The 26,207-nt window shown below is 71.3% G+C and carries 24 protein-coding genes; 8 read left to right on the plus strand and 16 right to left on the minus strand.

The window, feature by feature from the left end; all coding sequences use genetic code 11:
- Positions 1–81: 81 nt before the first annotated feature.
- From ABEB28_RS33410 to ABEB28_RS33420, 3 genes are all read right to left on the minus strand, one after another.
- Entirely contained in the window at positions 82–1,797 is a 1,716-nt protein-coding gene (locus ABEB28_RS33410) for a glycerol-3-phosphate dehydrogenase/oxidase (protein ID WP_345732248.1), read from the minus strand.
- A 110-nt stretch (positions 1,798–1,907) separates the two neighbouring features.
- On the minus strand, positions 1,908–3,425 hold the full coding sequence (gene glpK, locus ABEB28_RS33415) for a glycerol kinase GlpK (RefSeq protein WP_345732249.1): 1,518 nt from the start codon (positions 3,423–3,425) through the stop codon (positions 1,908–1,910).
- A gap of 29 nt (positions 3,426–3,454) precedes the next feature.
- Complete coding sequence (locus tag ABEB28_RS33420) at positions 3,455–4,312, minus strand: MIP/aquaporin family protein (RefSeq protein WP_345732250.1); 858 nt, start codon at positions 4,310–4,312, stop codon at positions 3,455–3,457.
- Positions 4,313–4,451: 139 nt separating this feature from the next.
- Here ABEB28_RS33420 and ABEB28_RS33425 point away from each other — a divergent pair, with 139 nt between their 5' ends.
- Together ABEB28_RS33425 and ABEB28_RS33430 are read left to right on the plus strand one after the other, a co-directional pair.
- Complete coding sequence (locus ABEB28_RS33425; protein ID WP_345732251.1) at positions 4,452–5,210, plus strand: IclR family transcriptional regulator; 759 nt, start codon at positions 4,452–4,454, stop codon at positions 5,208–5,210.
- A 306-nt stretch (positions 5,211–5,516) separates the two neighbouring features.
- Complete coding sequence (locus tag ABEB28_RS33430; protein ID WP_345732252.1) at positions 5,517–6,128, plus strand: DUF2238 domain-containing protein; 612 nt, start codon at positions 5,517–5,519, stop codon at positions 6,126–6,128.
- Here the strand turns inward: ABEB28_RS33430 and ABEB28_RS33435 are convergent.
- Positions 6,064–6,663, minus strand: a complete 600-nt coding sequence (locus ABEB28_RS33435; RefSeq protein ID WP_345732253.1) for a hypothetical protein — start codon at positions 6,661–6,663, stop codon at positions 6,064–6,066. The two genes, ABEB28_RS33430 and ABEB28_RS33435, sit on opposite strands and share 65 nt — an antisense overlap.
- 169 nt (positions 6,664–6,832) lie before the next feature.
- Here ABEB28_RS33435 and ABEB28_RS33440 point away from each other — a divergent pair, with 169 nt between their 5' ends.
- A complete protein-coding gene (locus ABEB28_RS33440) occupies positions 6,833–8,020 on the plus strand; it encodes a glycoside hydrolase family 16 protein (RefSeq protein WP_345732254.1) in 1,188 nt (395 codons plus the stop codon).
- 7 nt (positions 8,021–8,027) lie between these two features.
- Here the strand turns inward: ABEB28_RS33440 and ABEB28_RS33445 are convergent, their stop codons facing one another.
- Entirely contained in the window at positions 8,028–8,519 is a 492-nt protein-coding gene (locus ABEB28_RS33445) for a MarR family winged helix-turn-helix transcriptional regulator (protein WP_345732255.1), read from the minus strand.
- A 46-nt stretch (positions 8,520–8,565) separates the two neighbouring features.
- On the opposite strand from ABEB28_RS33445, the gene ABEB28_RS33450 reads away from it, so the two are divergent.
- Both ABEB28_RS33450 and ABEB28_RS33455 read left to right on the plus strand, forming a co-directional pair.
- Entirely contained in the window at positions 8,566–9,495 is a 930-nt protein-coding gene (locus ABEB28_RS33450) for an EamA family transporter (protein ID WP_345732256.1), read from the plus strand.
- 9 nt (positions 9,496–9,504) lie between these two features.
- On the plus strand, positions 9,505–9,648 hold the full coding sequence (locus ABEB28_RS33455) for a hypothetical protein (RefSeq protein ID WP_345732257.1): 144 nt from the start codon (positions 9,505–9,507) through the stop codon (positions 9,646–9,648).
- A gap of 99 nt (positions 9,649–9,747) precedes the next feature.
- Here ABEB28_RS33455 and ABEB28_RS33460 read toward each other — a convergent pair whose 3' ends face one another.
- Both ABEB28_RS33460 and ABEB28_RS33465 read right to left on the minus strand, forming a co-directional pair.
- Entirely contained in the window at positions 9,748–11,790 is a 2,043-nt protein-coding gene (locus tag ABEB28_RS33460) for an ATP-binding protein (RefSeq protein WP_345732258.1), read from the minus strand.
- The gene (locus ABEB28_RS33465; RefSeq protein ID WP_345732259.1) at positions 11,787–12,251 is read right to left on the minus strand and encodes a response regulator transcription factor; all 465 of its coding nucleotides are present in this window, start codon (positions 12,249–12,251) and stop codon (positions 11,787–11,789) included. Before ABEB28_RS33465 ends, ABEB28_RS33460 begins: the two co-directional genes overlap by 4 nt.
- Before the next feature lie 129 nt (positions 12,252–12,380).
- Here ABEB28_RS33465 and ABEB28_RS33470 point away from each other — a divergent pair, with 129 nt between their 5' ends.
- Entirely contained in the window at positions 12,381–13,541 is a 1,161-nt protein-coding gene (locus ABEB28_RS33470) for a class II histone deacetylase (RefSeq protein WP_345732260.1), read from the plus strand.
- 204 nt (positions 13,542–13,745) lie between these two features.
- On the opposite strand, the gene amaB is transcribed toward ABEB28_RS33470, so the two are convergent.
- Genes amaB through ABEB28_RS33490 form a run of 4 tightly spaced genes read right to left on the minus strand, consistent with a single transcriptional unit; the run spans position 13,746 to position 18,505 of the window.
- Positions 13,746–15,260, minus strand: coding sequence for an L-piperidine-6-carboxylate dehydrogenase (amaB, locus tag ABEB28_RS33475; protein ID WP_345732261.1), 1,515 nt, complete (start codon positions 15,258–15,260; stop codon positions 13,746–13,748).
- Entirely contained in the window at positions 15,260–16,672 is a 1,413-nt protein-coding gene (hglS, locus tag ABEB28_RS33480) for a 2-oxoadipate dioxygenase/decarboxylase (protein ID WP_345732262.1), read from the minus strand. Before hglS ends, amaB begins: the two co-directional genes overlap by 1 nt.
- Complete coding sequence (lat, locus tag ABEB28_RS33485; RefSeq protein ID WP_345732263.1) at positions 16,669–17,997, minus strand: L-lysine 6-transaminase; 1,329 nt, start codon at positions 17,995–17,997, stop codon at positions 16,669–16,671. The genes hglS and lat overlap by 4 nt, the downstream gene beginning before the upstream one ends.
- Before the next feature lie 52 nt (positions 17,998–18,049).
- Positions 18,050–18,505 carry an Lrp/AsnC family transcriptional regulator gene (locus ABEB28_RS33490; RefSeq protein WP_345732264.1) on the minus strand — a complete coding sequence of 152 codons (456 nt, stop codon included), beginning with the start codon at positions 18,503–18,505 and terminating at the stop codon, positions 18,050–18,052.
- Positions 18,506–18,615: 110 nt separating this feature from the next.
- Here ABEB28_RS33490 and ABEB28_RS33495 point away from each other — a divergent pair, with 110 nt between their 5' ends.
- Positions 18,616–19,623: an SMP-30/gluconolactonase/LRE family protein gene (locus ABEB28_RS33495; protein ID WP_345732265.1), complete on the plus strand. Its 1,008-nt coding sequence runs from the start codon at positions 18,616–18,618 to the stop codon at positions 19,621–19,623.
- 58 nt (positions 19,624–19,681) lie between these two features.
- On the opposite strand, the gene ABEB28_RS33500 is transcribed toward ABEB28_RS33495, so the two are convergent.
- The 5 genes from ABEB28_RS33500 to ABEB28_RS33520 form a co-directional block, all read right to left on the minus strand.
- Positions 19,682–20,458 (minus strand): enoyl-CoA hydratase, encoded by a 777-nt coding sequence (locus ABEB28_RS33500; RefSeq protein ID WP_345732266.1) that lies wholly within the window; start codon positions 20,456–20,458, stop codon positions 19,682–19,684.
- Complete coding sequence (locus ABEB28_RS33505; RefSeq protein ID WP_345732357.1) at positions 20,455–21,450, minus strand: NAD(P)H-dependent flavin oxidoreductase; 996 nt, start codon at positions 21,448–21,450, stop codon at positions 20,455–20,457. The genes ABEB28_RS33500 and ABEB28_RS33505 overlap by 4 nt, the downstream gene beginning before the upstream one ends.
- A 43-nt stretch (positions 21,451–21,493) precedes the next feature.
- On the minus strand, positions 21,494–22,261 hold the full coding sequence (locus ABEB28_RS33510) for a 3-hydroxyacyl-CoA dehydrogenase (RefSeq protein WP_345732267.1): 768 nt from the start codon (positions 22,259–22,261) through the stop codon (positions 21,494–21,496).
- A gap of 10 nt (positions 22,262–22,271) precedes the next feature.
- On the minus strand, positions 22,272–23,438 hold the full coding sequence (locus ABEB28_RS33515) for a thiolase family protein (protein ID WP_345732268.1): 1,167 nt from the start codon (positions 23,436–23,438) through the stop codon (positions 22,272–22,274).
- Positions 23,439–23,594: 156 nt separating this feature from the next.
- Entirely contained in the window at positions 23,595–24,254 is a 660-nt protein-coding gene (locus ABEB28_RS33520; protein ID WP_345732269.1) for a TetR/AcrR family transcriptional regulator, read from the minus strand.
- 71 nt (positions 24,255–24,325) lie between these two features.
- Between ABEB28_RS33520 and htpG the strand changes: the two genes are divergently transcribed.
- Positions 24,326–26,176: a molecular chaperone HtpG gene (gene htpG, locus ABEB28_RS33525; protein ID WP_345732270.1), complete on the plus strand. Its 1,851-nt coding sequence runs from the start codon at positions 24,326–24,328 to the stop codon at positions 26,174–26,176.
- Positions 26,177–26,207: the final 31 nt, after the last annotated feature.

Here is a 26,207-nt window from a genome sequence, read left to right on the forward strand (position 1 = left end):
GCCCGACCTCCTCCGGTCGCGTCCCTGCGCCGGCGCCCACAGGGGCGTTTCGATCCTATGTCGCACAGCGCACTGCAGCAGTCACGATCTGACTAATGGCACCACATCGGCGGCGCCCAGCCGGGTGGCGTCCGCGGTCTCGTCGTCCGGTTGGTCCTGGGACGCCCGCTCGGCCTCGACCCGCCGGAGGTAGTGGTCGACCTCCCGGTCGACCTGCTCCTCGCTCCAGCCGAGCACGCCGGCCATCAGCTGCGCCGCCGGCCGGGGCGCGGCGACGCCGCGGTCGGCGATCTCGATCGAGATCCGGGTCCGCCGGGTGAGGACGTCCTCCAGGTGCCGGGCGCCCTCGTGCGAGGCGGCGTAGGCGATCTCGACGCGCAGGTAGTCCTCGGCGCCCTCCAGCGGGCTGCGCAGCGACGGGTCGGCGGCCATCAGCGCCAGCAACTCGTCGATCAGCGACCCGTACCGGTTGAGCAGGTGCTCGATCCGCGCCACGTGCAGCCCCGAACGGGCAGCGAGCGCGTTCCGCTGGTTGCGCAGCGCGGTGAACCCCTCCGCACCGAGCAGCGGCACGATGTCGGTGCACGACTTCGGCGCACCCCGGTCGAGGTTGTGGACGGCCGCGTCGACGGCGTCCCGGGCCATCACCCGATAGGTCGTGTACTTGCCGCCGGCCACCACGACGAGCCCCGGCTGCGGGCTGGCGACCGTGTGCTCGCGGGAGAGCTTGGAGGTCGACTCGGACTCCCCGGCCAGCAGCGGGCGCAGCCCGGCGTACACGCCGACCACATCCTCCTTGGCCAGCGGCGTGATCAGCACCTTGTTGACCTCGGTCAGCAGGTAGTCGATGTCGCGGCTGGACGCGGCCGGGTGCGCCTTGTCCAGCGCCCAGTCGGTGTCGGTGGTGCCGATGATCCAGTGCCGTCCCCACGGGATGACGAACAGGACGCTGGTGGCGGTGCGGAGGATCAGGCCGGTGGACGACTGGATCCGGTCACGGGGCACCAGCAGGTGAATGCCCTTGGACGCCCGGACGTTGAACTGGCCGCGCTCCCCGACCATCGCCTGGGTGTCGTCGGTCCAGACGCCGGTCGCGTTGATGACCTGCTTCGCGCGGATCTCCAGCACCCGGTCGTGCTCCAGGTCGCGCACCCGGACGCCGGTGACCCGCTCGGACTCCCGGAGGAACCCGACCACCTCGGCACGGGACAGCACATGCGCCCCATAGGCCGCGGCGGTGCGGGCCAAGAACAGCGTGTGCCGGGCGTCGTCCACCTGTGCGTCGTAGTACTGCAAGGCGCCGACCAGGGCGTCCTTGCGTAACGAGGGGCAGACGCGCAGCGCACCGCGTCGGGTCAGGTGCCGGTGGCGCGGCAGCTTCCGGCTGGCGCTCGACAGGCTCAGCGCGTCGTAGAGCGCCACGCCACTGCCGGCGTAGAGCCGTTCCCACCCGCGGTGCTTGAGCGGGTAGAGGAACTTGACGGGGCGCACCAGGTGCGGTGCGAGCCGCTGCACCAGCAGGCCCCGTTCGTGCAGCGCTTCCCGGACCAGCCCGAAGTCGAGCATCTCCAGGTAGCGCAGGCCACCGTGGATCAGCTTGCTCGACCGGCTGGACGTGCCGCTGGCGATGTCTCTGGCCTCGACCAGCGCGACGGACAACCCGCGGGTCACCGCGTCCAGCGCGGTGCCGGCGCCGACCACACCGCCGCCGATCACCACCACGTCCAGCTCGGTGCCGTCGGCGAGCGCGGTGAGTGCTGCCTCTCGTGCTTCCGGCGACAGTCGGCCCGTGTCCATGGTTCCTCCCCTGGAAATGCGTCCGGGTGGGTCGCCCCGCGTTTCCGCGGGGCGACCCGAGGTGGCACCGGGCGGCCGACGAGCGGGCCGCGGCGGCGCCGATCAGCGCGTCAGTCGACGTCCACCCAGTCGAGGGTGCGCTCGACGGCCTTCCGCCACTTCGCGTAGCCCACGGCGCGCCGATCCTCGTCCCAGCTCGGCTGCCAGCGCTCCGATTCGTTCCAGTTCTCCCGCAGCTCGTCGGTGTTCTTCCAGAACCCGACGGCCAGTCCGGCCGCGTAGGCCGCGCCGAGCGCGGTGGTCTCGGCGACGACCGGCCGGCTCACCGGCACGCCGAGGATGTCGGCCTGCAGCTGCATGCACAGGCTGTTGGCGGTGACACCCCCGTCGACCTTGAGGACTTCGAGGTGGACGCCGGAGTCGGCCTCCATCGCCTCGGCGACGTCCCGGCTCTGGTAGCAGATCGACTCCAGCGTCGCCCGGGCCAAGTGCGCGTTCGTGTTGTACCGGGAGAGCCCGACGATCGCCCCGCGGGCGTCCGAGCGCCAGTACGGCGCGAACAGGCCGGAGAACGCCGGCACGAAGTACACACCGCCGTTGTCCTCGACCTGGCGGGCCAGCGCCTCGCTCTGCGCCGCACCGCTGATGATGCCGAGCTGGTCGCGCAGCCACTGCACGGCCGAGCCGGTCACCGCGATCGAGCCCTCCAGCGCGAACACCGGCGCCTGCTCACCGAACTGGTAACAGACCGTGGTGAGCAGCCCGTGCTCCGAGCGCACCAGTTCGGTGCCGGTGTTGAGAAGCAGGAAGTTGCCGGTGCCGTAGGTGTTCTTGGCCTCGCCGGGCGCGAAGCAGACCTGCCCGACGGTGGCGGCCTGCTGGTCGCCGAGGTCGCCGGTGAGCGGGACCGCCCCGCGCAGCGGCCCGTGCGCGGCGGCCTCCCCGTAACCGTTGGGGTCGGACGAGGGTCGGATCTCCGGGAGCATCGCCCGCGGAATGTTGAAGAAGCCCAGCAGCTCGTCGTCCCAGTCGAGCGTCTCCAGGTTCATCAGCATCGTGCGGCTGGCGTTGGTGACGTCGGTGACGTGCGAGCCGCCGTCGGTGCCGCCGGTGAGGTTCCAGAGCAGCCAGGAGTCGGTGTTGCCGAAGATCGCGTGACCGGCCTCCGCGGCCTCGCGCACGCCGTCGACGTTCTCCAGGATCCACTGGATCTTGCCGCCGGAGAAGTACGTCGCCGGCGGCAGGCCGGCCTTCTGCCGGATGACCTTGCCGCGCTCGTCACGGTCGAGGGCGGACGCGATCCGGTCGGTGCGGGTGTCCTGCCAGACGATCGCGTTGTAGTAGGGGCGGCCGGTGCGCCGGTCCCACACCACGGTCGTCTCGCGCTGGTTGGTGACGCCCAGCGCCGCGAGATCGGACGCGGAGAGGTTGAGCTGGTTCATCGCGGTGCGGATCACCGAGGTGGTCCGCTCCCAGATCTCCACCGGGTTGTGCTCGACCCAGCCGGCCTGCGGCAGGATCTGCTCGTGCTCCAGCTGGTGACGGCCGACCTCGTTCCCACCGTGGTCGAAGACCATGAACCGGGTGCTGGTCGTGCCCTGATCGACTGCGCCGACGAAATCAGGCATGTGGTGCTCCTCGCGTGGTGAACGGTGGGTCAGGCGATCTTCTCGGAGGGGCGGGGCACGTCCCGTGCATCGGCCGACGGAACCTCACCGGGCTCCGGCGGCTCGGCCGACGGCAGGAACCGTCCGACCAACAGACCGTAGAGGGCAGCACCGATGAGTCCACCGACGATCGGGCCGACGATCGGCACCCACCAGTAGGGATTGCCGTATTGATCACTCCAGGCCGTTTCGTAACCGGTGAAGTACGACGCGAGCCGGGGACCGAAGTCGCGGGCCGGGTTGATCGCGTACCCGGCGTTCGTGCCCCACGCCATGCCGATCGCGACCACCAGGAACCCGATGATGAGCGGCGCCAGATTGGCCAGCGGCGGGTTGTTGCGCAGGTCGGTCACGGCCAGGATCACGAAGAGCAGGATCGCGGTACCGATGATCTGGTCGCGTAACGCGCCCCACTCGGAGACCGGCAGCGTCCCGTTGCCGGGCAGCGTCGAGAAGACACCCTGCGTCTTGATCGTGTTGCCGGGGTCGACCTTCGCCAGGACCTCGGAGTAGTTCCACCGCACGAGCAGGGCCGCGACGAACGCGCCCAGTGTCTGGGCGGCGATGTACGTCGGCACCTTGCGCCAGGAGAAGCCCTTGAACGCCGCCAGCGCGATCGTCACCGCGGGGTTGAGGTGCGCGCCACTGATCCGAGCGGCGACGAACACCCCCATCGTGACACCGAAGCCCCACGCCCAGGTGATGCTGTCGTGATCACCGATCTCGCCGCCCACGACCTGAGCGACCACACCCACGCCGAACAGGATCAGAATCATCGTCCCCGCGAACTCGGCCGCAAACTCGCCGACGATGCCGGGAACCTTCGGGATCTTCAACCGTTCCGCCATTGGACCTCCCGGGGCTGGGGCCGACGGCCGATGTTGGCCGTTCCGGCCAGGCACCCGTCAGACGGTAGGAACCCCGGGTAGCGCGCTCAACGAGGGGCGTTCGACATTGTCGAACCCGGCGCTTACGTACGATCGGGACATGCCCGGCTCCGTCCAGTCCATCGAGCGGGCCGCGGCGATTCTCCGGCTGCTGGCCGGCGCCTCCGGCCCGCTGGGCGTCAGCGAGATCGCCGAGGCGCTCGGGCTCGCGAAGGCGACCGCGCACGGTTTGTTACGGACGCTGCACCGCGTCGGTTTCGTCGATCAGGACGGGACCGGCGGCAAGTACCGGCTCGGCCACTCGCTGCTCGACCTCGGCGGCGGCCCGCTGGACCTCAACGAGCTGCGGTCGCACGCGATCAACTGGGCCGACCCGCTGGCGGCGCGCACCGGGGAGGCGGTACGCATCGGGGCGCTGCAGACCGGCGCGGTGATCGTCGTCCACCACGTGTTCCGGCCCGACGACACCCAGCAGAAACTCGACGTCGGCTCGTCGCTCCCGGCCCACGCGACCGCGCTCGGCAAGGCGCTGCTGGCCTACGCACCGAACGCCGCCGTGGTCCTGGCGAAGGGCCTGCCGCCCTTCAGCCACCGCACGATCACCGACCCCCGGATCCTGCGCGCCGGCCTGGAAGAGGTGCGTGAACGCGGCTGGGCCGCCGAGGTCGAGGAGATGACCGTCGGGCAGGCCGGTATCGCGGTGCCGATCCGCGGGCACGGCGGGCTGGTGGTCGGGGCGATCGGGGTGTCCGGCCCCGTCGACCGGATCTGCGACCCCGGCCTGCGGCCGCGGTCGGCGCTGGTCAACCGCGTGCGCGAGGCCGCGCGGGCGGTCTCCCGCGACCTGACGAACAACTGAGATCTACGCCCGGCAGGGCACCGAGAGTCGCGGCGGAACACCAGCGCCCGGCCCGAGTAGCGGCCCTCCCGCAAGCCACCGCCCCCAGGCCCCCGGACGGCCACCGCCCGACGCGCATTTTCGGAACACCACCCCTGGCGCAGCGCCGCGACGGCGGATTTCGGGACGACCACCTCTGGGGCGGCGCCGCGACACCGATCTTCGGGAACACCACCTCTGCGGGCCCCGGGGACACGGATTTTACGGAAAACCACCGCGGGGGCACCGCTCCCGGGCGAGCGATGTCCGTACGGCAGACTGCACGCCGTGCTCCGTCGCTGGACAGCTCCGCTCGTCGTGCTCCTCGCCACCGTGGCGCAGCTGGTGGTCGCCAGCGTCGCGAGTGACCTGCCGCAGTTCGCCGGCAAGGGCTTCGGGGCCCGCCTGGTCCTCTACCCGCTGATGATGCTGGTCGTCCCGCTCTGGTGGTGGCTGGCGCACCGGGGCCGAGTGGCCACCGCACCAACCGTCGGCTTCACGCTCGTCATGCTCCCGTTCCTGATCGACGTCACCGGCAACACGCTGGACCTCTACGACTCGATCTCCTGGTGGGACGACGCGAACCACTTCGCGAACTGGTTCCTGCTCTGCCTGGGCCTCGCGCTGGTGCTCGGTGTGGGCGAGATCCGGCCGGCGTGGGCCCGCGCGGTCGTGGTGATCGGCGGTGGCGCGCTCCTGGCACTGCTCTGGGAGATCGGCGAGTGGTACGCGTTCATCCGGCACGGCACCGAGCTGGACACCGCGTACGAGGACACGCTCGGCGACATGACGCTCGGCACCTGCGGCGCCGTCGCGGCCCTGCTCGTCGCGCAGGTCATCGCCCGCCGACGGAGTAGTGCCAGTGCGCGTGTTGCCGACACGTCTCCAAGTTCCGCTTGATCCCGAACATGATCGCGGACGCGTCGGCGTCGGTGGTCACGAGCCCGCAGCGGAGATCCACGGCCTGCCCTCGGTAGTGCAGCGAGCCCCGGCTGTGGCACTGCCCGAACAGGACGTTGATCGTGTAGGCGCCGTGGCTCATCCCGAGGTCGGCGAGGAACCGCAGGATCCGGATGTCCGGTCGGATCCGTACCAGCCGTCCGTCGTGGCAACGCCTGGACAGGTTCGCCCGCCGTCCGGCGGCGATGTCGACCAGCTGTTGGCTGGCGAGTGACCGGTCCGCCCGGTCGGCCTCCTTGCGGGCGGAGTAGTCGTAGATGCCGATCCGTCCGGCTGCCCGGAGGTCCAGGATCTGCTGGGCCAGTTCGGCTGCGGAGTACTGCGTGGCCGCTTCTCGACCGGCGACCGCTGAGGGCGCTTGACCTCGCAGAACGCCGGCGATTGAGAGGGGTTCCGCGGTCCGGCCGGGCGCCACGGGCAACAGCAGGCAGACGACGAGCGCGCCGATGACGCCCGTCCGGCGGGAGAGAGCCATGACGACACCCAAACGGCCGTTCGCCGTAGCGCCCCTGCGACACGCCCGAATGGCTCAATTATGGAACGAACACCCCTAAACCTTAGGACCATCCGGCCGGTGGGCGCGTGCGGTCGCTTTATCGCCTTTCAGTGCGGTATGAACCATCCCGCACTGAAAGGGGAACGATGTGCGTCGACGGGTGATCGTTGCGGTGCTTGCTGTTCTGACCGCGCTGGTGGTGGCACCGATGCCGCCAGCCGTGGCGGCCGACGTCGTCCTCGACGCGTTGACCGTGGCGGCCACCGCCGAGGAGGGCCAGGCGCTCTCCGCGACCGCCCGCCTCCGGTCGACCGGCGGGCCGGTCACCGTCGAGGCGATCACGGTGGCGGTTCGGGACTCCGAGGGTGCGCACTTCGACTTCCCCGGCGCGCGCGCCGGGGAAGTCCCCGCGGACGGACTCACGTTCACCACCGGTAGCCGGACGTTCCCGGCCGGGGACTACGAGATCCTCGTCGCGGTGCGGGTCGCCGGGCGCTGGGTCGGGCTGACGCCGCATCGGTACCTGACCGTACGGACCAACCCGGTGACGTTCCGCCAGGAGTTCAGCGGCCCGTCCGCGGCGGGTCCGAACTACGGTCTGTCCACCGCGATGTGGTTCGCCGATCCCTGCCGGCCCGGGGATTGCACGGGCGGGCTCACCCGGTACTCGCCGGACCAGGCGCGGCTCGACGGGCGCGGGCACCTCGCGCTGGTCGCCGAGCGCGTGGCGGACACCGACACCCGGTGCGGTGGTTCCTCCTGCCGGTACGCCAGCGCGCGGCTGACGATGCTCGACTGGACCGGCAACGACGGCGTCGCGGCCTGGTCCCAGCAGGGCGGACACTTCGCGGTGCGGCTGAAGGCACCAGCCGGCCGAGGCCTACGGCCCGCGCTCCGGACGATCGGCGCCGACCGGGCGGGCGCGGCCCAAGCGAGCGGAGAGCAGGCGAGCGCCGAACGAGCCGCGTCCGGGACCATCGACGTCGTCGAGGCGCCGGGGCACCGGCTGGAGTCGGTGCGGCAGCGGGCCTCCGGCGGCGTCTCCGACCTGGAATTCAGCCGGACCTCACCACTTCCGGACGGCGGCCGGACCACCGACTGGCACGTCTACGCGCTGGACTGGCGATCCGGGCCGGACGGCTACCTGAGGTGGTCGGTCGACGGCGCCGTCACCGCAGAGCTGACCGCAGCCCGGGCGGGAACCGCCTGGACGACGTTCCGCCGACCGCACACCCTCGTCCTGGAGCTCGCGGTCGACGATCCGGACACCACCGCCCGCTTCCCGGCCACCGCACTCGTCGATTGGGTGCGTGTCCAGCGCTACCCCATCCGGTAGCCCGGCGTCAGCCGGCGCCCGCGCTCCGCAGCAGGCGGGCGAGCAGGTCGGCCAGCACGGTGCGCTCCGCCGGGCTCAGGTCGGCGAGCAGCTCCTCCTCGGTCGCCAGGTGGTCGGGCAGCGTCTCCTCGACCGCGGCCTTCCCGGCCGGCGTGAGCGTGACGAGGCTCCCCCGGCCGTCCTCCGGGTTCGGCGCCCGGGCCACCAGGCCGCGCGCTTCGAGGCGGTTGAGACGCTGAGCGACCGCGCTCGACGTGATCATCGAGTCGGCGGCCAGCGCCGCCGGCGTCAGCCGGTGCGGCGGCCCGTTCCGGAGCAGGGTCGCGAGGACGTCGAAGGACGCGCGGTCCAGGCCGTGCGCGGCAAAGTTCCGGGCGAGCCGCGCGTCGACGGCGACCGCCGCTCGGCTCAGCCGCCCGATCACGGCCATCGGTGACACGTCCAGATCCGGACGCTCGCGGTGCCACTGGGCCAGGATTCCGTCGACGTGATCGGTCACGGCTCGAGGGTAGCAATTTACCTAAGCACTTAGCTATTATAGCTAAGTGCTTAGCAATCGAACCCGCGTCCTGCTCGCCACCGCAGTCGCTCCGGCGACGTGGGGCACCACCTACCTGGTCACGACCGAGCTGTTACCGCCGGGACGCCCGCTGCTGGCCGGGGTACTCCGCGCCCTCCCGGCCGGCTTGCTGCTGCTCGCGATCGTCCGGGTGCTGCCCCGCGGCTCGTGGTGGTGGCGCGCGGCGGTGCTCGGCACGCTGAACATCGGCGCGTTCTTCGCGCTGCTGTTCGTCGCGGCGTACCGGCTCCCCGGCGGGGTGGCCGCGATCGCCGGTGCGCTCCAGCCGCTCCTGGTCGCCGCGCTCGCCACCGTCGTGCTGCGCGAGCGACTGCGGCTCCGCACCGTCGGGGCCGGGGTGGCCGGAGTGGTCGGCGTGGCCCTGGTCGTCCTCACCGCGTCGGCCCGCCTGGACGCGATCGGCGTCGCCGCGGCCCTGGCCGGCGCCGGGTCGATGGCGGTCGGCATCGTCCTCGCGAAACGCTGGACGCCGCCCGCCTCACCGCTGGTCACCACCTCCTGGCAGCTGATCGCCGGTGGGCTCGTGCTCACGCCGGTCGCGCTGCTGGTCGAGGGCCCGCCGTCCGAGGTGGACGCCCCGGCGATCGGCGGTTACGTCTACCTGTCGCTGGTCGGTACAGCGCTGGCCTACGTGCTCTGGTTCCGCGGTCTCGCCGCGCTCCCGGCCGCGACGACGTCGTTCCTGAGCCTGCTCAGCCCGGTGGTGGCGGTGCTCGCGGGATGGGCGGTGCTCGGCCAGGGTCTGTCGCTGTTCCAGCTGCTCGGCGTGGCGGTCGTGCTCGCCGCCGTCCTCGTCGCGACCCGCCCGACGGACCGCCCCGCGGACCGGGCGGAAGCACCCGACCTGACTCGCCCCGTTCGGTACGGAACCGCACCGGTGGACGGGACGCCTTAGGCTCGACGCATGGGCATGCTCGTCGTCGGCGCGTGTTACGCCGCGGTGATCGGCGTCCTGCTGCTGCTCGCCGCCCGGGTCCGCCGCCGGGGCATCAGCGCACCGATCCTCGACGTCTTCGACCAGTGCACGGCCCGCCGAGGGCGAGCCTGACGGCCGCGCGCGACAACTTGGGTAATCATCTATTCGCGGCGTCGACGCGCGCGGACGCCAGCCTCGCCCTCAGCGGGCTCCAGGTCCGTTGAAGGGAAGTCAGCGGCCGACGGCCGCCGCGGCGGGTTCTGCCGCGCCGGTGGCCGGCGTTCGTGCCGCGGGCAACGTCACGGTGAACCGGGCCCCCGGCCCGGACGGATTGTCCGACGCGGCGATCGTGCCGCCGTGCCGCTCGACGATCCGCGCGCAGATCGCCAGCCCCAGACCGGTGCCGGCGTACCCGGCGTCCCGGTGGGCGCGGTGGAAGTTCGCGAAGATCGCCTCGTGCTGACCGGGCGGGATTCCGATTCCGCGGTCGGTGACCGTGAGGTGGACCCGGTCGTCGTCGAGCAGCTCGGTTCCGATCGTCACGTGCGGCACCGTCCCCGGCGCGGTGTACTTGACCGCGTTGCTGATCAGGTTGTCCAGCAGCTGGCGGGCGAGCACCGGGTCGGCCTCGATGTCGTGGAGCCGCCCGACCGAGAAGCGGGGCGGCAACTCACCGGCCGCCGTCGCCTGGTCGATCCGGGCGGACACGATCTCGTCGACCAGGTCGTCCAGCGACACCCGCGCGAGCGCCAGCGCGCCGTCCCGCGCGGTCGTGTACGCGAGCAGATCGTTGATCAGGTGCCGCATCCGCGTCGCTCCGCGGCTGATCCGGACGATGCCGTCGCGCGCCCCGGGAACCTCGGGATGCTCGGCGAGCAGTTCGGAGAGCGCCTCGGTCCAGCCCTCGACGGTGGTCAGCGGGTTGAGCAGGTCGTGCGCGACGACGCCGGCGAACGTGGTGAGCTCGTCCCGGTGCCGCCGGTCGGACGTCACGTCGTGGTACAGCACGACGGCCCGACGGCCGGAGCCGTCGTCCGCCAGGGGCGCCGCCGAGACCTGGAAGATCCGCTCGATTCCGGTGGCCGACTGCCGCACCGCGAGGTCACGGTCCACCACGGTCTTCCCGGCCAGCGCGTGGGTGAACGGCAGGTCGGCCACGTCGATCGGCCCTCCACCGGGTTCGGCCAGGATGATCTCGGAGTTGTCGCCGACGAACTCGCTGCGTCGCGAGACCCCCGGAAAGAGGTTCATCGCCGCCGGGTTGCGCAGCAGGATCCGACCGTCCGCGCCGATCACCATGAGCCCGTCGCTGATCGAGTCGACGATCGTGCTCAGCGTCTTCGCCTGGGCCGCGCTGGCCGCCGCGGCGTTGCGCAGTTCCTGGCTGAGCGCCTCCCGCTCGTCCCGGCCGAGCGCGAGCACCGGTCCGAGCACCCCCACCATCGCGACGAACGCCTGCGCGACCAGCGCGCGCATCGGGTGCGATTCGATCGCGGCGAACGGACCCGCGCCGTGCAGCGTGAACAACACGCCGACCGTCCCGACGACGACGCCGTGCACGGCCACCAGCGGCGTCGGGAACCGGGCACCGGCCCACACCGTGACCACGAGCAGCGGGAACGCCAGCGGCAGCCCGTGCGGGAGCGCGAACGCCACGACGTACGCGGCGAGCGAGCAGACGGCCAGCGCGACCAGCTCCACCAGCCGCCAGCCACGGAACCGCTCATCGACGCCCACACGGCCGATCAGCAGCAGCCCGAGGATGCCGATCAGCAGGATGCTCGAGATGTTGCGGGTGAGCCACACCAGCTCGCCGAGCCACGACCAGGAGCCCGCGTACCAACTGGCCAACGTCGGTCCGACGATCGCACCGCAGACCGTGCTCGCGGCGGTCGCGGCGATCATCCGCCAGAGGTCGCCGAGCCGGACGAGCGGCGGCGCGTCGCCACGCCGCCAGTCCGGTTTGAGACGTCCGAAGAGCGTCAGGAAAACACCGATCTGCACCGCGTTGGCGAGCACGAAGCCGACCGCGAGCACGACCGCTGCGCCGGTCGCGAGGTTCACCGCCAGCGTGACGCCGACCAGCAGCACCCAGTCCACCGCCGGAACCGGCGCGCCCCGCTGCGCGACGAACCAGACGACCGCGACCCCCGCAGCAGGCCAGACCAGACTGAGGCTCGCGCCCTCCAGAATCGTGAGCCGCCCCCCGATCGCGGCGAGGGTGAAGAGGCAGGCGAAGCCGACCGACCGGGCCAGGGCTGCGGCTGGGCTCATCCGGGCGCCGAGGGTTTGTCCGGGCCGGGCCCGCCGCTCCCACCGGGGCCGCCGGGGCCGCCGGGGCCGTCGCTCGCGGGCCCGTCGACGGTGGCACGCCCCTCGCCGCCGAGCAGGTCGTCGAGCGCGGCACGGAGGTCCGCGGCGGTGAACGGCTTGGTGAGGTAGGGACAGCCGGTCGCCTTCATGCGGGCGAGCAACTCTCCCGACCAGAGCACGGTGATGAACAGGGCAGGCAACTCGGGCTGACGCTGCCGGAGGTCGGCGAGCAAGGCGACGCCGTCCTGACCCGGTAGATCGACGTCGAGCACCGCAGCGTCCGGCAGACCGTTGTGCGCGAGCGTCCGGAGAGCAGCGGCACCGGTGGCCACCGGCATGACCTCGTGACCCACCGCCTCGATCCGCTGGACGAGCAGATCCCGCAGGTCCGGCTCGTCCTCGACCACCAGCAACCGCGCCATCCCCGGATCCCCCCGTCAGAGAATTCCTCTCCCCATCGGCACCTTCGGGGGTGCTCTGAGTCGTCGCCCGGTATTGCTTGTTTGGGCTTGTTATTTTTGACGCCCGGAAGCGTGTGGTAGACGTTCCGCATGTCGACGGGGTGGGTCTGGAACGAGCGGTACCTGTGGCACGACACCGGCACCGCCGGCGGCCCACTCCCGATCAGCCGCTGGGTCGAGCCGATGGCCCACATCGAAAGCCCGGACGCGAAGCGCCGCTTCGCGAACCTGGTCGCCGCGTCCGGCCTTCTGGACGATTTGACCCCGCTCCCGCCACGGCCGGCGACCGTCGCCGAGCTGACTCGCGTCCACACCGCCGAGCACGTCGCCGACGTCGCTCGGCAGGCCGCCGCGGGCGGCGGCAACCTGGGCGGCGGAACGCCGTTCGGCGAGTTCTCCTGCGAGATCGCGCTGCTGGCCGCCGGTGGGGTGCTCACCGCGGTCGAAGCCGTGGTCGACGGCACGGTCGACAACGCGTACGCGCTGGTCCGTCCGCCGGGCCATCACGCGGCCCCGGACCATGGCCGCGGGTTCTGCCTCTTCAACAACGTGGCGATCGCGGCCCGCCACGCGCAGGCCGCCCTGGGTGTGGAGCGGATCGCGATCGTCGACTGGGACGTCCACCACGGCAACGGCACTCAGGACGCGTTCTGGGACGATCCCTCGGTACTGGCCGTCTCGATCCACCAGGACGGCGTCTACCCGCCTGGGTCGGGGCCGGTCACCGACGTGGGTGGGCCCGGCGCCGAGGGCACCACGATCAACGTCCCGCTGCCGCCGGGCTCCGGCGACGGCGCCTATCGGGCCGCGTTCACCGAGGTGGTCGAGCCGGCGTTGGACCGGTTCGCTCCCGACCTGATTCTGGTCGCGTGCGGCTTCGACGCCAACGGCTTCGATCCGCTGGCCAGGCAGATGCTCTCCTCGGAGTCGTTCCGCGAGCTCACCCACCGGGTCAAGGACGCCGCGGAACGGCACTGCGGCGGTCGATTAGTGCTCGCTCACGAAGGCGGCTACTCCCCTTTCGCGGTGCCGTTCTGCGGGCTGGCGGTCGTCGAGGCGCTCAGCGGCGTCCGGACCGAGGTGGAGGACCCGTACCTGCCGATCGTCGAGAACTACGGCGGGCAGTTACGGCCGCACCAGGCGGAGGCCGTCGCCGCGGCGGCCGCCGTGGTGCCCCGCGTACCGCGCGGCCTGCCGGAGACCGTAGGGCGCGGGAACGACAGCGGATCAGGCGCGTTCCCGCGCGCCTGATCCGCGATCACTCAGCCGACCGCCGCACTCTCACCCCGCCGGGATGAGGGCTCGAACGCGTCGAGCCGCGAGGGTGGGAGGCCGGAGCCAATCCTGGAGGCGTCGATGAACGGCTGGCTGATGTGGGGCCTCATCCTGCCCGTCCTGCTCGTGGTCGCGGGTGTGATCACGATCCGGCGTCGCAACGGCCGTTGACCGCGGCGGCTAGAGGAACGACACGTCCTGCGCGAGCAGGAGCTGACCGGAGGCGTTGATCGTGTTCGTCGCGCGCCGCATGTACGCGCGCCACGCGTCCGATCCGGACTCCCGGCCACCGCCGGTCTCCTTCTCGCCGCCGAACGCGCCGCCGATCTCCGCGCCGGACGTCCCGATGTTGACGTTGACGATGCCGCAGTCGGCGCCGTCCGCGGCCAGGAACCGCTCCGCCTCCTGCTGGTCGCGGGTGAAGATGCCGGACGAGAGGCCCTGCGGCACGTCGTTGTGGAGCGCGATCGCCTCGTCGAGCGTCTCGTAGCCGAGGACGTAGAGGACCGGGGCGAACGTCTCGGTGCGCACGATCTCGGTTTGCGACGGCATCCGGACGATCGCCGGCTCGACGTAGTATGCGTCCGGCGCGCCGGGGACGTCCCGCCGCCCGCCGCCGACCAGCACCTCGCCGCCGTCGGCCCGGGCGGCGTCCAGCGCGCTGTTCATCGCGCGGTAGGAGTTCTCGTCGATCAGCGGCCCGACCAGCGTGCCGCTCTCCAGCGGACTGCCGATCGGCAGCTTGCGGTAGGCGGTGGTGAGCTTCTCCAGTAGCTCGTCGGCGACCGACCGGTGGACGATCAGCCTCCGCAGCGTCGTGCAGCGCTGCCCGGCGGTGCCGGCGGCGGCGAAGACGACCGCGCGGGTGGTGAGGTCGAGGTCGGCCGACGGCGTGACGACCGCCGCGTTGTTGCCACCGAGCTCCAGCAGGCTGCGGCCGAAGCGGGCGGCGACCCGCGGGCCGACCTCGCGACCCATCCGGGTGGAGCCGGTCGCGCTGACCAGCGGCACGAGGGCTGAGTCGACCAGCGCCTCGCCGACCGCACGGCCGCCGACGACGAGCCGGTGCAGGTCCGCCGGGGCGCCGTGCTCGGCGATCACCCGGTCGAGCAACGCGGTGCAGGCGAGCGCGGTCAGCGGCGTCTTCTCCGACGGCTTCCAGACCACCGCGTCGCCGCAGACCAGCGCGATCGCGGTGTTCCACGACCAGACCGCCACCGGGAAGTTGAACGCCGAGATGACGCCGACCACGCCGAGCGGGTGCCAGGTCTCCATCAGCCGGTGGCCCGGACGCTCGGACGGCATCGTGCGCCCGTAGAGCTGCCGGGACAGCCCGACCGCGAAGTCGCAGACGTCGATCATCTCCTGGACCTCGCCGAGCGCCTCGGAGCGGATCTTGCCCGCTTCGAGGGTCACCAGCGTGGCCAGTTCGTCCTTGTGCTCGCCGATCAGCTGGCCGAGCCGCTTCACCAGCGCCCCGCGCACCGGGGCGGGCACGGTCTGCCACTGCTGGTACGCGGCGTGGGCGGCGCGGACCGCGGCGTCGGTCTCCGGTCCGTCGGCCTCGTGGACGGAGAGCAGCTCGTCGCCGGTCAGCGGCGTGCGGACCGTTAGCGCGCCGGCGAGCGCGGAGTCCGCGACGCCACAGGACTTCAGCGCGCTCCGCGCACTCTCGCGGAACTCCTCGGGGGTCATCACAGTGTCTCCAGGTTCAGGATCTCGGCGAGCGCCTGCTTCGAGGCGCGCGTCAGTTCTTCGTTGCGGACGAGAGGGTCGGCGACGTCGCGGCCGAGCGCATCGCTCAGCCAGCCGGCGTCCCGATCGGCGCCGGTGAGCGCGTCGTTGCGGGCCCCGGCGTCGGTGAGGTTGGACTGGAAGATCCCGGCCGCGGATCGGGGCAGGAAGTCTTCGTAGACGATCGGCTCCCGGAGCGCGACCCCAGCCGTCACCAACGCGTGCACGTCGAGTATCCGCTCACCGCGCAGCGTCGAGTTCCCACCGGGCCCGGCCGCCGCCGCGAGGCGTTCGCGCGCGTCCGGCGCAGGGCGGTAGGTGAACGCACCGAGGCCCCGGCGGTCGAGGGTCTCCTCGGTTCCCGGGAGGTTCTCCCGCCATACCTCCGCGGCGACCTCCGTCCGGGCCCGCCCCGACTCCGCCCGGCGGGCGTCCACCTCGGTGAGCAGGCGGTCGTAGAGCGCCCGTCCGGCGGTGGTCAGCGCGATCCCCCGCGCCTCGACCTCGCCGAACCGGACCCGCAGCTCACCCGGCCCGTCGGTGAACGCACGGGGCTCGGCCAGCGCCCGGAACGAGGTCTGCCGGAGCAGCACGTCCGGGCCCTCCCACGCCGGTGGCCCCTGGATTTCGTCGATCATCGTGACGCCGAGGTCGGTCATCCGCCGGTAGAGCTCGTCGATGTCGAGCACCCGCGGCGTGAGGTGGTTGATGTGGGTCGACATGACACCACCGATGTCGGCGGCGACCGCGGAGATCCGGGACAGCTCGTCGTACCAGGCCCGATCGATCGGTTCCCGGGACAGCGCGAAGCACGCGGTGGCCCCGGCCACGAACTCGTCGGCGTCCGACCCGTCGAGGCCGTGCTCGGCCTCGGCCCGCGCGGCCAGCTCCAGCACCCGCGGCGGGAACAGGTCGCGCCGGGCGAGGAACGTTTCGAGCCGGGCCTGCAGGTCGGCGCCGAAGAACCGCCGGTCGTCGGTGACCAGGACGGACGTGAAGACGCGGAACGGATTGCGGGCCAGTTCGTCGGCGTCGAGCGGCCGGAACGCGGTCGAGACCACCGGTACCGAGCTCGCCGACGCATCGCGGAGGTCGTAGAACCCGACCGGGTGCATGCCGAAGCCGGCGAAGATCTGGCCGACCTGGCGCAGCTCCTCGGGCGTGCCGACCCGGATCGCGCCGTGCCGCTCGGCGGTCACCCGATCGATGCTGCCCAGCCGCTGGGCCGCCGCACCCTGCTTCGCCAGCACGTCGGCGTTGACCTCGGCCGATACCCGCAGCAGCGTCGTGTAGGCGGGCACCTCCCGGCCGTACATGTCCGACAGCGCGCGGGCGAACGCGGCCCGCAACTCCCATTGCTGCACAGACGTCACCGCCCTAGTCGAGTGAGCACCCGGTCGATCGCCGCCACGCCGGCGTCCAGCTCAGCCTCGCTGATCGTCAGGGCCGGACGGAAGCGCACGCTCCGGTTTCCGCAGCCGAGCATGAACACGCTCTCGTCTTGCCGCAGCCCGTCCAGGAGCGCGTCGCGGAGGCCGGCGTCGGCGAGCGTGAAGGCGCACATCAGGCCACGGCCGCGGACGTCGCTCACGCCGGGGTGGCGGTCGGCGAGCGCGCGCAACCCCGCCTGCAGGTGCGCACCGAGCGACGCCGCCCGCGCGACCAACTTCTCGTCGCGGATCACCTCGAGGATGCGGCGGGCCCGCACCATGTCGGTGAGGTTGCCGCCCCAGGTGGAGTTGAGCCGGGACGCGACCGCGAACACGTTCTCCGGCACCTCGTCGACCCTGCCGCCGGCCATGATGCCGCAGACCTGGGTCTTCTTGCCGAACGCGACGACGTCCGGGACGACGTCGAGCTGCTGGTAGGTCCAGGTGGTGCCGGTGAGGCCGACGCCGGTCTGCACCTCGTCGAGGATGAACAGCGCGTCGTGGGAGTGGCAGAGGTCGCGGAGGGCGCGGACGAACTCGGGGCGGAAGTGGTGGTCGCCGCCCTCGCCCTGGATCGGCTCCATGATCGCGGCGGCGATGTCGTGCGGATGGGCCGCGAACGCGGCGCGGGCGGCGGCGAGCGCCTCGCCCTCGGCGGCCTCGATGTCGATGCCGGAACGAAGGTACGGCGCCGGGATCCGCGGCCAGTCGAACTTCGGGAAGCGCGCGACCTTGTTCGGGTCGGTGTTCGTCAGCGACATCGTGTACCCGGTGCGTCCGTGGAACGCGTGTTCCAGGTGCAGCACGCGGGTGCCGAGCGCCGGGTCGATGCCGTGCGCCTCGTTCCACCGGCTCTTCCAGTCGAACGCGACCTTCAGCGCGTTCTCGACGGCGAGCCCGCCGCCCTCGACGAAGAACAGGTGCGGGAGCCGTTCGTCGCCGAGCACCTCGGCGAACGTCTCGACGAACCGGGCCATCTCGACCGTGTAGACGTCGGAGTTGCTCGGCTTGTTCGTCGCGGCCCGCAGCAGCTCGGCCCGGAATCCCGGGTCGGCGAGCGCGGGGTGGTTCATCCCCAGCGCCGAGGACGCGAAGAACGTGAACAGGTCGAGGTACTCGTGCCCGTCGCGGGCGTCGACGAGCGTGGAGCCGCGCGAGGCGTCGAGGTCGAGGACCAGGTCGAGCCCGTCGGCGAGGAGATGCTTCCCGATCACGGCGTGCACGTCGTGCGGGCGGAACGATCCGGGGGCGTCCACGATCTGGGTCATGACGACACGTTAAGGGGATCTTTCCTGTCCCACAACGTCTCGGCAGGAAATTTTACGGGTGCGAGAGCCTTCTCTCGTAGAAAGTCTGGAGGATCACGGTCGTCCGAGTGCGGACGTTGGCGACGGAACGGATCTGGCGGATCAGATCCTCCAGCGCGCGCGGCGAGGGCACCCGGACGAGCAGGACGTAGCTGTCCTCGCCGGCGACCGAGTAGCACGCCTCCACCGCGTCGAGCTCGGCCAGCTGCTCCGGGGCGTCGTCGGGCTGGGCCGGGTCGAGCGGCGAGATCGCGATGAACGCGGCCAGCGGCAGGCCGAGCGCCTCCGGGTCGATGTCCGCGGCGTAACCACGGATGACCCCGCGCTGCTCCAGGCGCCGAACCCGGGCCTGGGTCGCCGACACCGAGAGGCCGGCGGCGGAGGCGAGCGTCGAGAGCGTGGCACGACCGTCGGTGGCCAGCAGCGCGACCAGCGTGCGGTCGACGTCGTCTTCGAGTGGCGAGGTCACGCCTCGGGACGCTACCGGTCGGTTCAGCGCGAGCAGCGGCACACCGACCGCGATGTCGACGACGCTGCGAGATGTGTCCTACAGATGCTCGTAGTAGTTTTGGTGAGTTTATGGATGCCAAACCGCGAGACACCCGGCTCTGGAAGTCCGCACCGCGCCTAGCGGTCGCCGCCGCGCTGCTCACCGGCGTCACGACCACCGCGACCCTGACCACCGTCGTCGCGCCGGCCGCGGCCACCGCCCCGGCCACGCAGTCCCAGTTCCCCACCACGTACCGGCTTCCCGACGGCTTCCGCCCCGAGGGCATCGCGATCGGACGTCGTCCGGTCGCGTACTTCGGGTCGCTCGCCGACGGTGACATCCTCAAGGTCGACCTCACCAACGGGCGATCGCGGGTCATCGCACAGGGCCCGGGCACCCCGTCCGTCGGGCTCAAGCTCGACGACCGCGGCCGGCTGTTCGTGGCCGGCGGGGTGGCCGGCACCGGCCGCGTGATCGACACCGCGACCGGGAAGACCCTGTCGGACCTGACGCTCGCGACGAACCCCACCGCGACGCCGACGTTCGTCAACGACGTGATCCTGACCCGGTCCGCGGCGTACTTCACCGACTCGCGACGGCCCGTCCTCTACCGGGTCGCGATCCCGCGCAAGGGCGCCCCGACCCAGGCGGACGTCACGACGATCCCGCTGAGCGGCGCCATCCAGTACGTGCCCGACGTCAACAACGCCAACGGCATCGAGCGCACACCGGACGGCAAGGGACTGATCATCGTCCAGTCGAGTACCGGGAAGCTGTTCCGGGTCGACCCGCGCACCGGCGTCACCACGGAGATCCCGGTGACCCGGGACGGCGCGCCCTATCCGCTCACCAACGGCGACGGGCTGCTCCGAATCGGACAGACGCTGTTCGTCGTCCAGAACCGGCTGAACACGATCGCGGCGCTGCGGCTGGACGGCGGCCGCGCCGCCGTGAACGCGACGATCACCGACTCCCGCTTCGACGTGCCGACGACGCTCGCGGTATTCCGCGACCGCCTCTACACGCCGAACGCCCGCTTCACGACCCCGCCGACCCCCGCCACCCCCTATACGGCGGTGAGCGTCCCGCTCCCATGAGGAGTCGCACCGGCATGTGGACGCTACGGCGCGCGCCGTAGCGTCCACATGGCGTTGATCAGGATCCGGTGAACTTCGGCGGACGCTTCTCGACGAACGCGACCACCGCTTCGGCGACGTCGCTCGTCTGCAGCAGCCGGCCCTGGTTCTCCAGCTCGCGGCCGAGCGCCTCCTCGAGCGCGGTGAGCGTCGACGCGTTGATCGCGCGCTTCGTCGCGGCCAGCGCCAGCGGCGCCCCGGTGGAGAGCCGATCGGTGAGCGCCTTGACGGAGGCGTCCAGCTCGCCGGCGTCGACGACCTTGTAGATCAACCCCCAGGCCAGCGCCTCGGCCGCCGGGATCCGCTCCGGGACCAGCGCCATCGCCATCGCCCGAGCCCGGCCGATCGAGGTCGGCACCAGCGCGGTCGCACCACCGTCCGGCATCAGGCCGATGCTGGTGAACGAGAGCAGGAAGTACGCGTCCGCGGACGACAGCACCAGGTCGCAGGCGAGCGCCAGCGAACAGCCGATGCCCACCGCCGGCCCGTTGACCGCGGCGATCGTCGGCTGGCGCGCGTCCCGCAGGGCCCGGATGACCCGGTTGCCCGCCACGATCGTGTCGGTGCCGGGCGGCCCCTCCCCCGCCTGACGGGACTTGAGGTCGGCGCCCGCGCTGAACGCGCGTCCGGCGCCGGTCAGCACGATCACCCGCACCTCGGCGTCGGCCGCGGCCTCTTCGATCAGGTCGGCGAGGTCGTTGAGTACCGCGGCAGTGACGGCGTTCAGGCGCTCCGGACGGTTGAGCGAGATCGTCAGCGCGGCTCCATCCCGCTGCACCGTGACATCGGACGTCATCCCGCCACCCCCACCGGGTCGGCCGCCACCAGGCCGGCGAGCCTACCGCGGATCAGCTCGGCCGCCTCGTTCACGATCCGCGTCACGATCTCGCCCGCGGTCGGGATGTCGTGGATCAGGCCCTGGACCAGGCCGACCGACCAGATTCCGGCCTCGACGTCGCCCTTCTCGTAGACCAGCCTGCCGCGCGCACCGGCCACCAGATCCTTGACGTCGGCGAACTCGCCGCCTTCGTTGAGGATCCGCACGACCTCGGTGCTCACCGAGTTCTTCGCCACCCGGGCGGTGTTACGCAGCGGACGGAAGATCAGCTCGGTGTCCCGCTCGTCGCTGTCCACGATGGCCTGCTTCACGGCGTCGTCGATCGGCGACTCGACCGTGCACATGAACCGGCTGCCCATGTTGATGCCGTCCGCGCCGAGCGCCAGCGCCGCGACCAGGCCCCTGGCGTCCCCGAACCCGCCGGAGGCGATGAACGGGATCGTCAGCTTGTCGGCCGCGGCCGGGATCAGAATCAGGCCGGGGATGTCGTCCTCACCGGGGTGACCGGCGCACTCGAACCCGTCGATCGAGACCGCGTCGACGCCGATCCGCTGTGCCTTCAGCGCGTGCCGCACGCTCGTGCACTTGTGGATGACCTTGACGCCGTGCTCGCGGAACAGGTCCATGTGCGGCTCGGGGTTGGAGCCCGCGGTCTCCACGATCCGGATGCCTTCGTCGACGATGACCCGGCGGTACTCGTCGTACGGCGGCGGGCTGATCGTCGGCAGGATCGTCAGGTTGACGCCGAACGGCTTGTCGGTGAGCGTCCGCGCCCGGGCGATCTCCTTCGCCAGGTCGGCGGGGGTCGGCTGGGTCAGCGCGGTGATCAGCCCGAGGCCACCCGCCTCGGAGACCGCTGCGGCGAGTTCCGCCCGGCCGACCCACTGCATCCCGCCCTGGACGATCGGGTGCTCGATCCCGAACGCCTCGGTGAACCGGGTCTTCAACACGCTCACTGTGTCCCCTTGTGGCTCGCGGTTGTCGTGGGCGCACTCACCGGGGAGTCATCCGGATCGCGCCGTCGAGGCGGATGACCTCGCCGTTGAGCATCGGGTTCGCGATGATCTGCGACGCCAGCAGCCCGTACTCGGTGGGTGCGCCCAGACGCGACGGGTGCGGCACCTGGGCGCCGAGCGCGGTCTTGATGTTCTCCGGCAGACCACCGAGCAGCGGAGTGTCGAACAGCCCCGGTGCGATCGTGACGACCCGGATCTTCAGCGCCGCGAGGTCCCGCGCGATCGGCAGCGTCATGCCGACGATGCCGCCCTTCGACGCGGAGTACGCGGCCTGTCCGATCTGGCCCTCGAACGCTGCGACCGACGCCGTGTTGACGATGACGCCGCGCTCACCGTCGACCTCGTCGGCCTGTGCGATCTGCGCCGCGGCCAGCCGGATGACGTTGAACGTGCCGATCAGGTTGACCTGGATGACCTTCGTGAAGGCGTCCAGCGGGAACGGTGTGTTCTCCTTGCCCACGGTCTTGTGCGCGTTACCGATCCCAGCACAGTTGACCGCGGCCCGGAGCGTGCCCTGCTCGGACGCGACCCGCACCGCCTGGGCGACGTCGGGCTCGGACGTGACGTCGCCGGGCGAGAACGTGACCTTCGACCCGAACTTCTCGGCGACCGCCTTCCCGTCCGAGCTCGGCAGGTCCAGGACGACGACCGTCGCCCCGTCGTCGACCAGCTTCTCGACGGTCGCCAGGCCGAGCCCGGAGGAGCCCCCGGTGACCAGCGCGACGTCGCTGTCGGAAAACCTCACAGCCGTCCTCTCAGAGACGTTCGATGACTGTGGCGTTGGCCATGCCGCCGCCCTCGCACATGGTCTGCAGGCCGTACCGACCACCGGTGTCCTCGAGGTAGTTCACCAGCGTGGTGAGCAGCCGGGTACCGGACGAGCCGAGCGCGTGGCCGAGCGCGATCGCACCGCCGCGCGGGTTGAGCTTCGCCGGGTCGGCGCCCAGGTCGTGCGCCCAGGCCAGCGGCACCGGCGCGAACGCCTCGTTGACCTCGTACGCGTCGATGTCCTCGATGCTCAGGCCCGCCTTGGCCAGCACCTTGCGGGTGGCCGGGATCGGGCCGGTCAGCATCAGCAGCGGGTCGTCGCCGACCACCGAGAACGAGTGGAACCGGGCCCGCGGCCGGAGGCCGAGCTCGGCGGCCTTCTCGCCGGACATGATCAGCACCGCGGACGCACCGTCGGTCAGCGGCGACGAGTTGCCGGGCGTGATGTGCCAGCCCACCTCGGGGAAGCGGGCCGCGAACGCCTCGGTGTAGAAGCTCGGCTTGAGCCCGCCGAGCTTCTCGACGGTGGTGCCGCCGCGGACGGTCTCGTCCGTGGTCACGTCCCCGACCGGGATGATCTCCCGCGCGAACGCACCGGCCTTCGCCGCTTCGGCCGCACGCGCGTGCGAGGTGGCCGAGTACTCGTCCAGCGCTTCCCGGCTCAGCTTCCACTTCGCCGCGATGATCTCGGCCGAGACGCCCTGGTTGACCAGGCCCTCCGGGTACCGCTGCGGGAACTTCGTGCCGAACGGGTTCTGGCCCATCGTCGACGTGCCCATCGGCACCCGGCTCATCGACTCGACGCCGCAGGCGATCACGACGTCGTACGCGCCGGCGATGACGCCCTGCGCGGCGAAGTGAGCGGCCTGCTGGCTGGATCCGCACTGCCGGTCGACGGAAGTGGCCGGCACCGACTCGGGGAACCCGGCGGCGAGCACCGCGTTGCGGGTGATGTTCACCGCCTGCTCGCCCGCCTGGGCGACGCAGCCGCCGATCACGTCGTCGACCAGGGCCGGGTCGAGGCCGGCTCGCTCGACCAGCGCGGACAGCGCGCCGGAGAGCAGGTCGACCGGGTGGACGCCGGAGAGCGCGCCGCCTGGCTTGCCCTTTCCGGCCGGAGTACGGACGGCTTCCACGATGACCGCGTCGCGCACAGGTGCCTCCCAGGCTGCCCGTCGTCGGGCACCGTCGTTGGCGCCCGTGCCGATTCCGAGTCTCGTCGCGCGCCCCAGAAACAGTCAAGGCGGACCGTAAATTGCGGAGGGTGATCCAGGTCGCTTTTGTGCCGGCCACTCCGCGTCGCGGCCGCGTCAGGACGCCAGCAGAATCGCCTTCGCCAGCTGCTTCCAGTTCGCCAAGCTCGGCTCGGTGGACGGATCGCGCTGGTCGAACGCGTAGGTCAGCGCGACCCCACGCATGCTCGTGAACAACGTGTGGCGGACCAGCGGGTACCTCGGGTGCGCCGCCAGCTCCGCGCCGAACAGATTGTCCATGGACGCCCAGATCGCCCGTCCCAGGCGACGTTCGGCCGGGCGGATCACGTCGGCGAGCGCCGGCTCGGTGCGGGACGCCACCCAGAGCTCGGTCGCGGCCCAGAACTGGTTCTCGTTGAACGTCGACCAGAGCAGTTCGACGACCGCGTCGATCCGCGCGCCGGGCTCCGTGGGCAGCGACGTCTCGGCCCGCTGGTTCTCGCCGCGCCGCCGCTCCCAGACGTGGTGCGCGGCCGCGACCAGCAGCTCCTCCTTGGAGGGGAACTGGTGCAGCAGCCGGCCACGGGAGACCCCGGCCTTCGCCTGGATCGCCAGCGTGTTCGTTCGGGAGTACCCCTCCTCGACGAGTAGCGCCACCGCGGCGTCCAGGATCCGGGTGCGCGTCTCCTGGCTCCGCTCGGCCTGCGGACGGCGCTCCACGCCTCGCCGACGGGTCGGCGGCTCCTCCATCGGCGGGGCGTCCGGCGTGCTCGACATGCGGTCGAGCATACGAGCCGCCGGGAGCGTCCTAGGATTTCGTACGGCGAGAAGAGCAGAAAGGAAACACGGTGACCGGTCGTACCGAGACGCTGGAGTTCCAGGCCGAGACCCAGGCACTCATGCAGCTGATGATCCATTCGATCTACTCGAACAAGGACATCTTCCTGCGGGAACTGATCTCCAACGGCTCCGACGCCCTGGACAAGCTCCGGATCGAGAGCCTGGTGAACTCGGACCTGGACGTCGACCGGTCCGACCTCCACCTGGAGCTGGAGCCGGACGCCGAGGCGCGGACACTCACCGTCCGGGACAACGGCATCGGGATGTCGCGGGACGAGGTCGTGTCGCTGATCGGGACGATCGCCAAGTCCGGGACGGCCGAGCTGCTGCGGAAGCTCCGGGAGTCGAACTCGGCGGACAGCGCCGAGCTGATCGGCCAGTTCGGTGTCGGGTTCTACTCGTCGTTCATGGTCGCCGACCGGGTCACGCTGCTGACCCGCCGGGCCGGCGAGTCCACCGGCACCCGTTGGGAGTCGACCGGCGAGGGCACGTACACGATCGAAGACGTCGACGACGCTCCGCAGGGCACCGCGGTCACGCTGCACCTCAAGCCGGTCGATACCGACGACCAACTGCACGATTACGCCGATCCAGCGGTGGTGCGTTCGATCGTCAAGAAGTACTCGGACTTCATCGCGTGGCCCATTCGTCTGGCGGGCTCCGACGAGCCGATCAACTCGATGAAGGCGCTCTGGGCCCGCCCGCGCGCTGAGGTCACCGAGGCCGAGTACGCCGAGTTCTACAAGCACGTCAGCCACGACTGGACCGACCCGCTGGAGACGATCCACGTCAAGGCGGAGGGCACGTTCGAGTACGACGCGCTGCTGTTCCTGCCCGCCCGGGCGCCGTTCGACCTGTACACCCGGGACGCCCAGCGCGGCGTCCAGCTCTACGTCAAGCGGGTGTTCATCATGGCCGACTGCGAGGCGCTGGTGCCGCAGTACCTGCGCTTCGTCAAGGGGGTCGTGGACGCGCAGGACCTCTCGCTCAACGTGTCGCGGGAGATCCTGCAGCAGGACCGGCAGATCCAGGCCGTCCGGCGGCGGCTGGTGAAGAAGGTGCTGGGAACGCTGCGCGACCTGCAGACCCAGCACCCGGAGAAGTATCAGACGTTCTGGGCGGAGTTCGGGCGGGCGCTGAAGGAGGGCCTGCTCGAGGACTCCGCCAACCGCGAGCAGATCCTCGACCTGCTGTCGTTCTCCTCGACGGCGGACCCGTCGAAGCTGGTCACCCTTCGCGAGTACGTCGAGCGGCGTCCGGAGGGGCAGACCGAGATCTACTACCTCACCGGCGACTCCCGGGCGACGATCGAGAACTCCCCGCACCTGGAGGCCTTCCGGGCGAAGGGCTACGAGGTGCTGGTACTCACCGATCCGATCGACGAGGTCTGGGTCGACCAGGTCACCGAGTACGACGGCATTCCGCTGAAGTCGGTGGCGAAGGGCCAGGTCGACCTGGGTTCGACGTCGGCGGAGACTCCGGCCGAGTTCGACGGTCTGCTCACGTGGATGGCCGGCGCGCTCTCCGAGTCGGTCAAGGAGGTGCGACTCTCGACCCGGCTGGTCAGCTCACCGGCCTGCGTGGTCGGTGACGCGAACGACCTGACGCCGACGCTGGAGAAGATGTACCGGGCGATGGGACAGCCGCTACCGCCGGTGAAGCGGATCCTGGAGCTCAACCCGTCGCACCCGCTCGTCACCGGCCTCCGCGACGCCCACGCCCGGGCCGCCGACGACCCGGCGCTGCCGGAGACCGCGGAGCTTCTCTACGGGATGGCGCTGCTCGCCGAGGGCGGAGAGCTGACGGACCCGGCGCGGTTCGCGCGGGTGCTGGCGGATCGCTTGACGAAGACGCTGTAGGGCCACGCGGGGTGCGGCGGGTTCCGTACCC

This window comes from Cryptosporangium minutisporangium (assembly GCF_039536245.1).
Taxonomy (GTDB): domain Bacteria; phylum Actinomycetota; class Actinomycetes; order Mycobacteriales; family Cryptosporangiaceae; genus Cryptosporangium; species Cryptosporangium minutisporangium.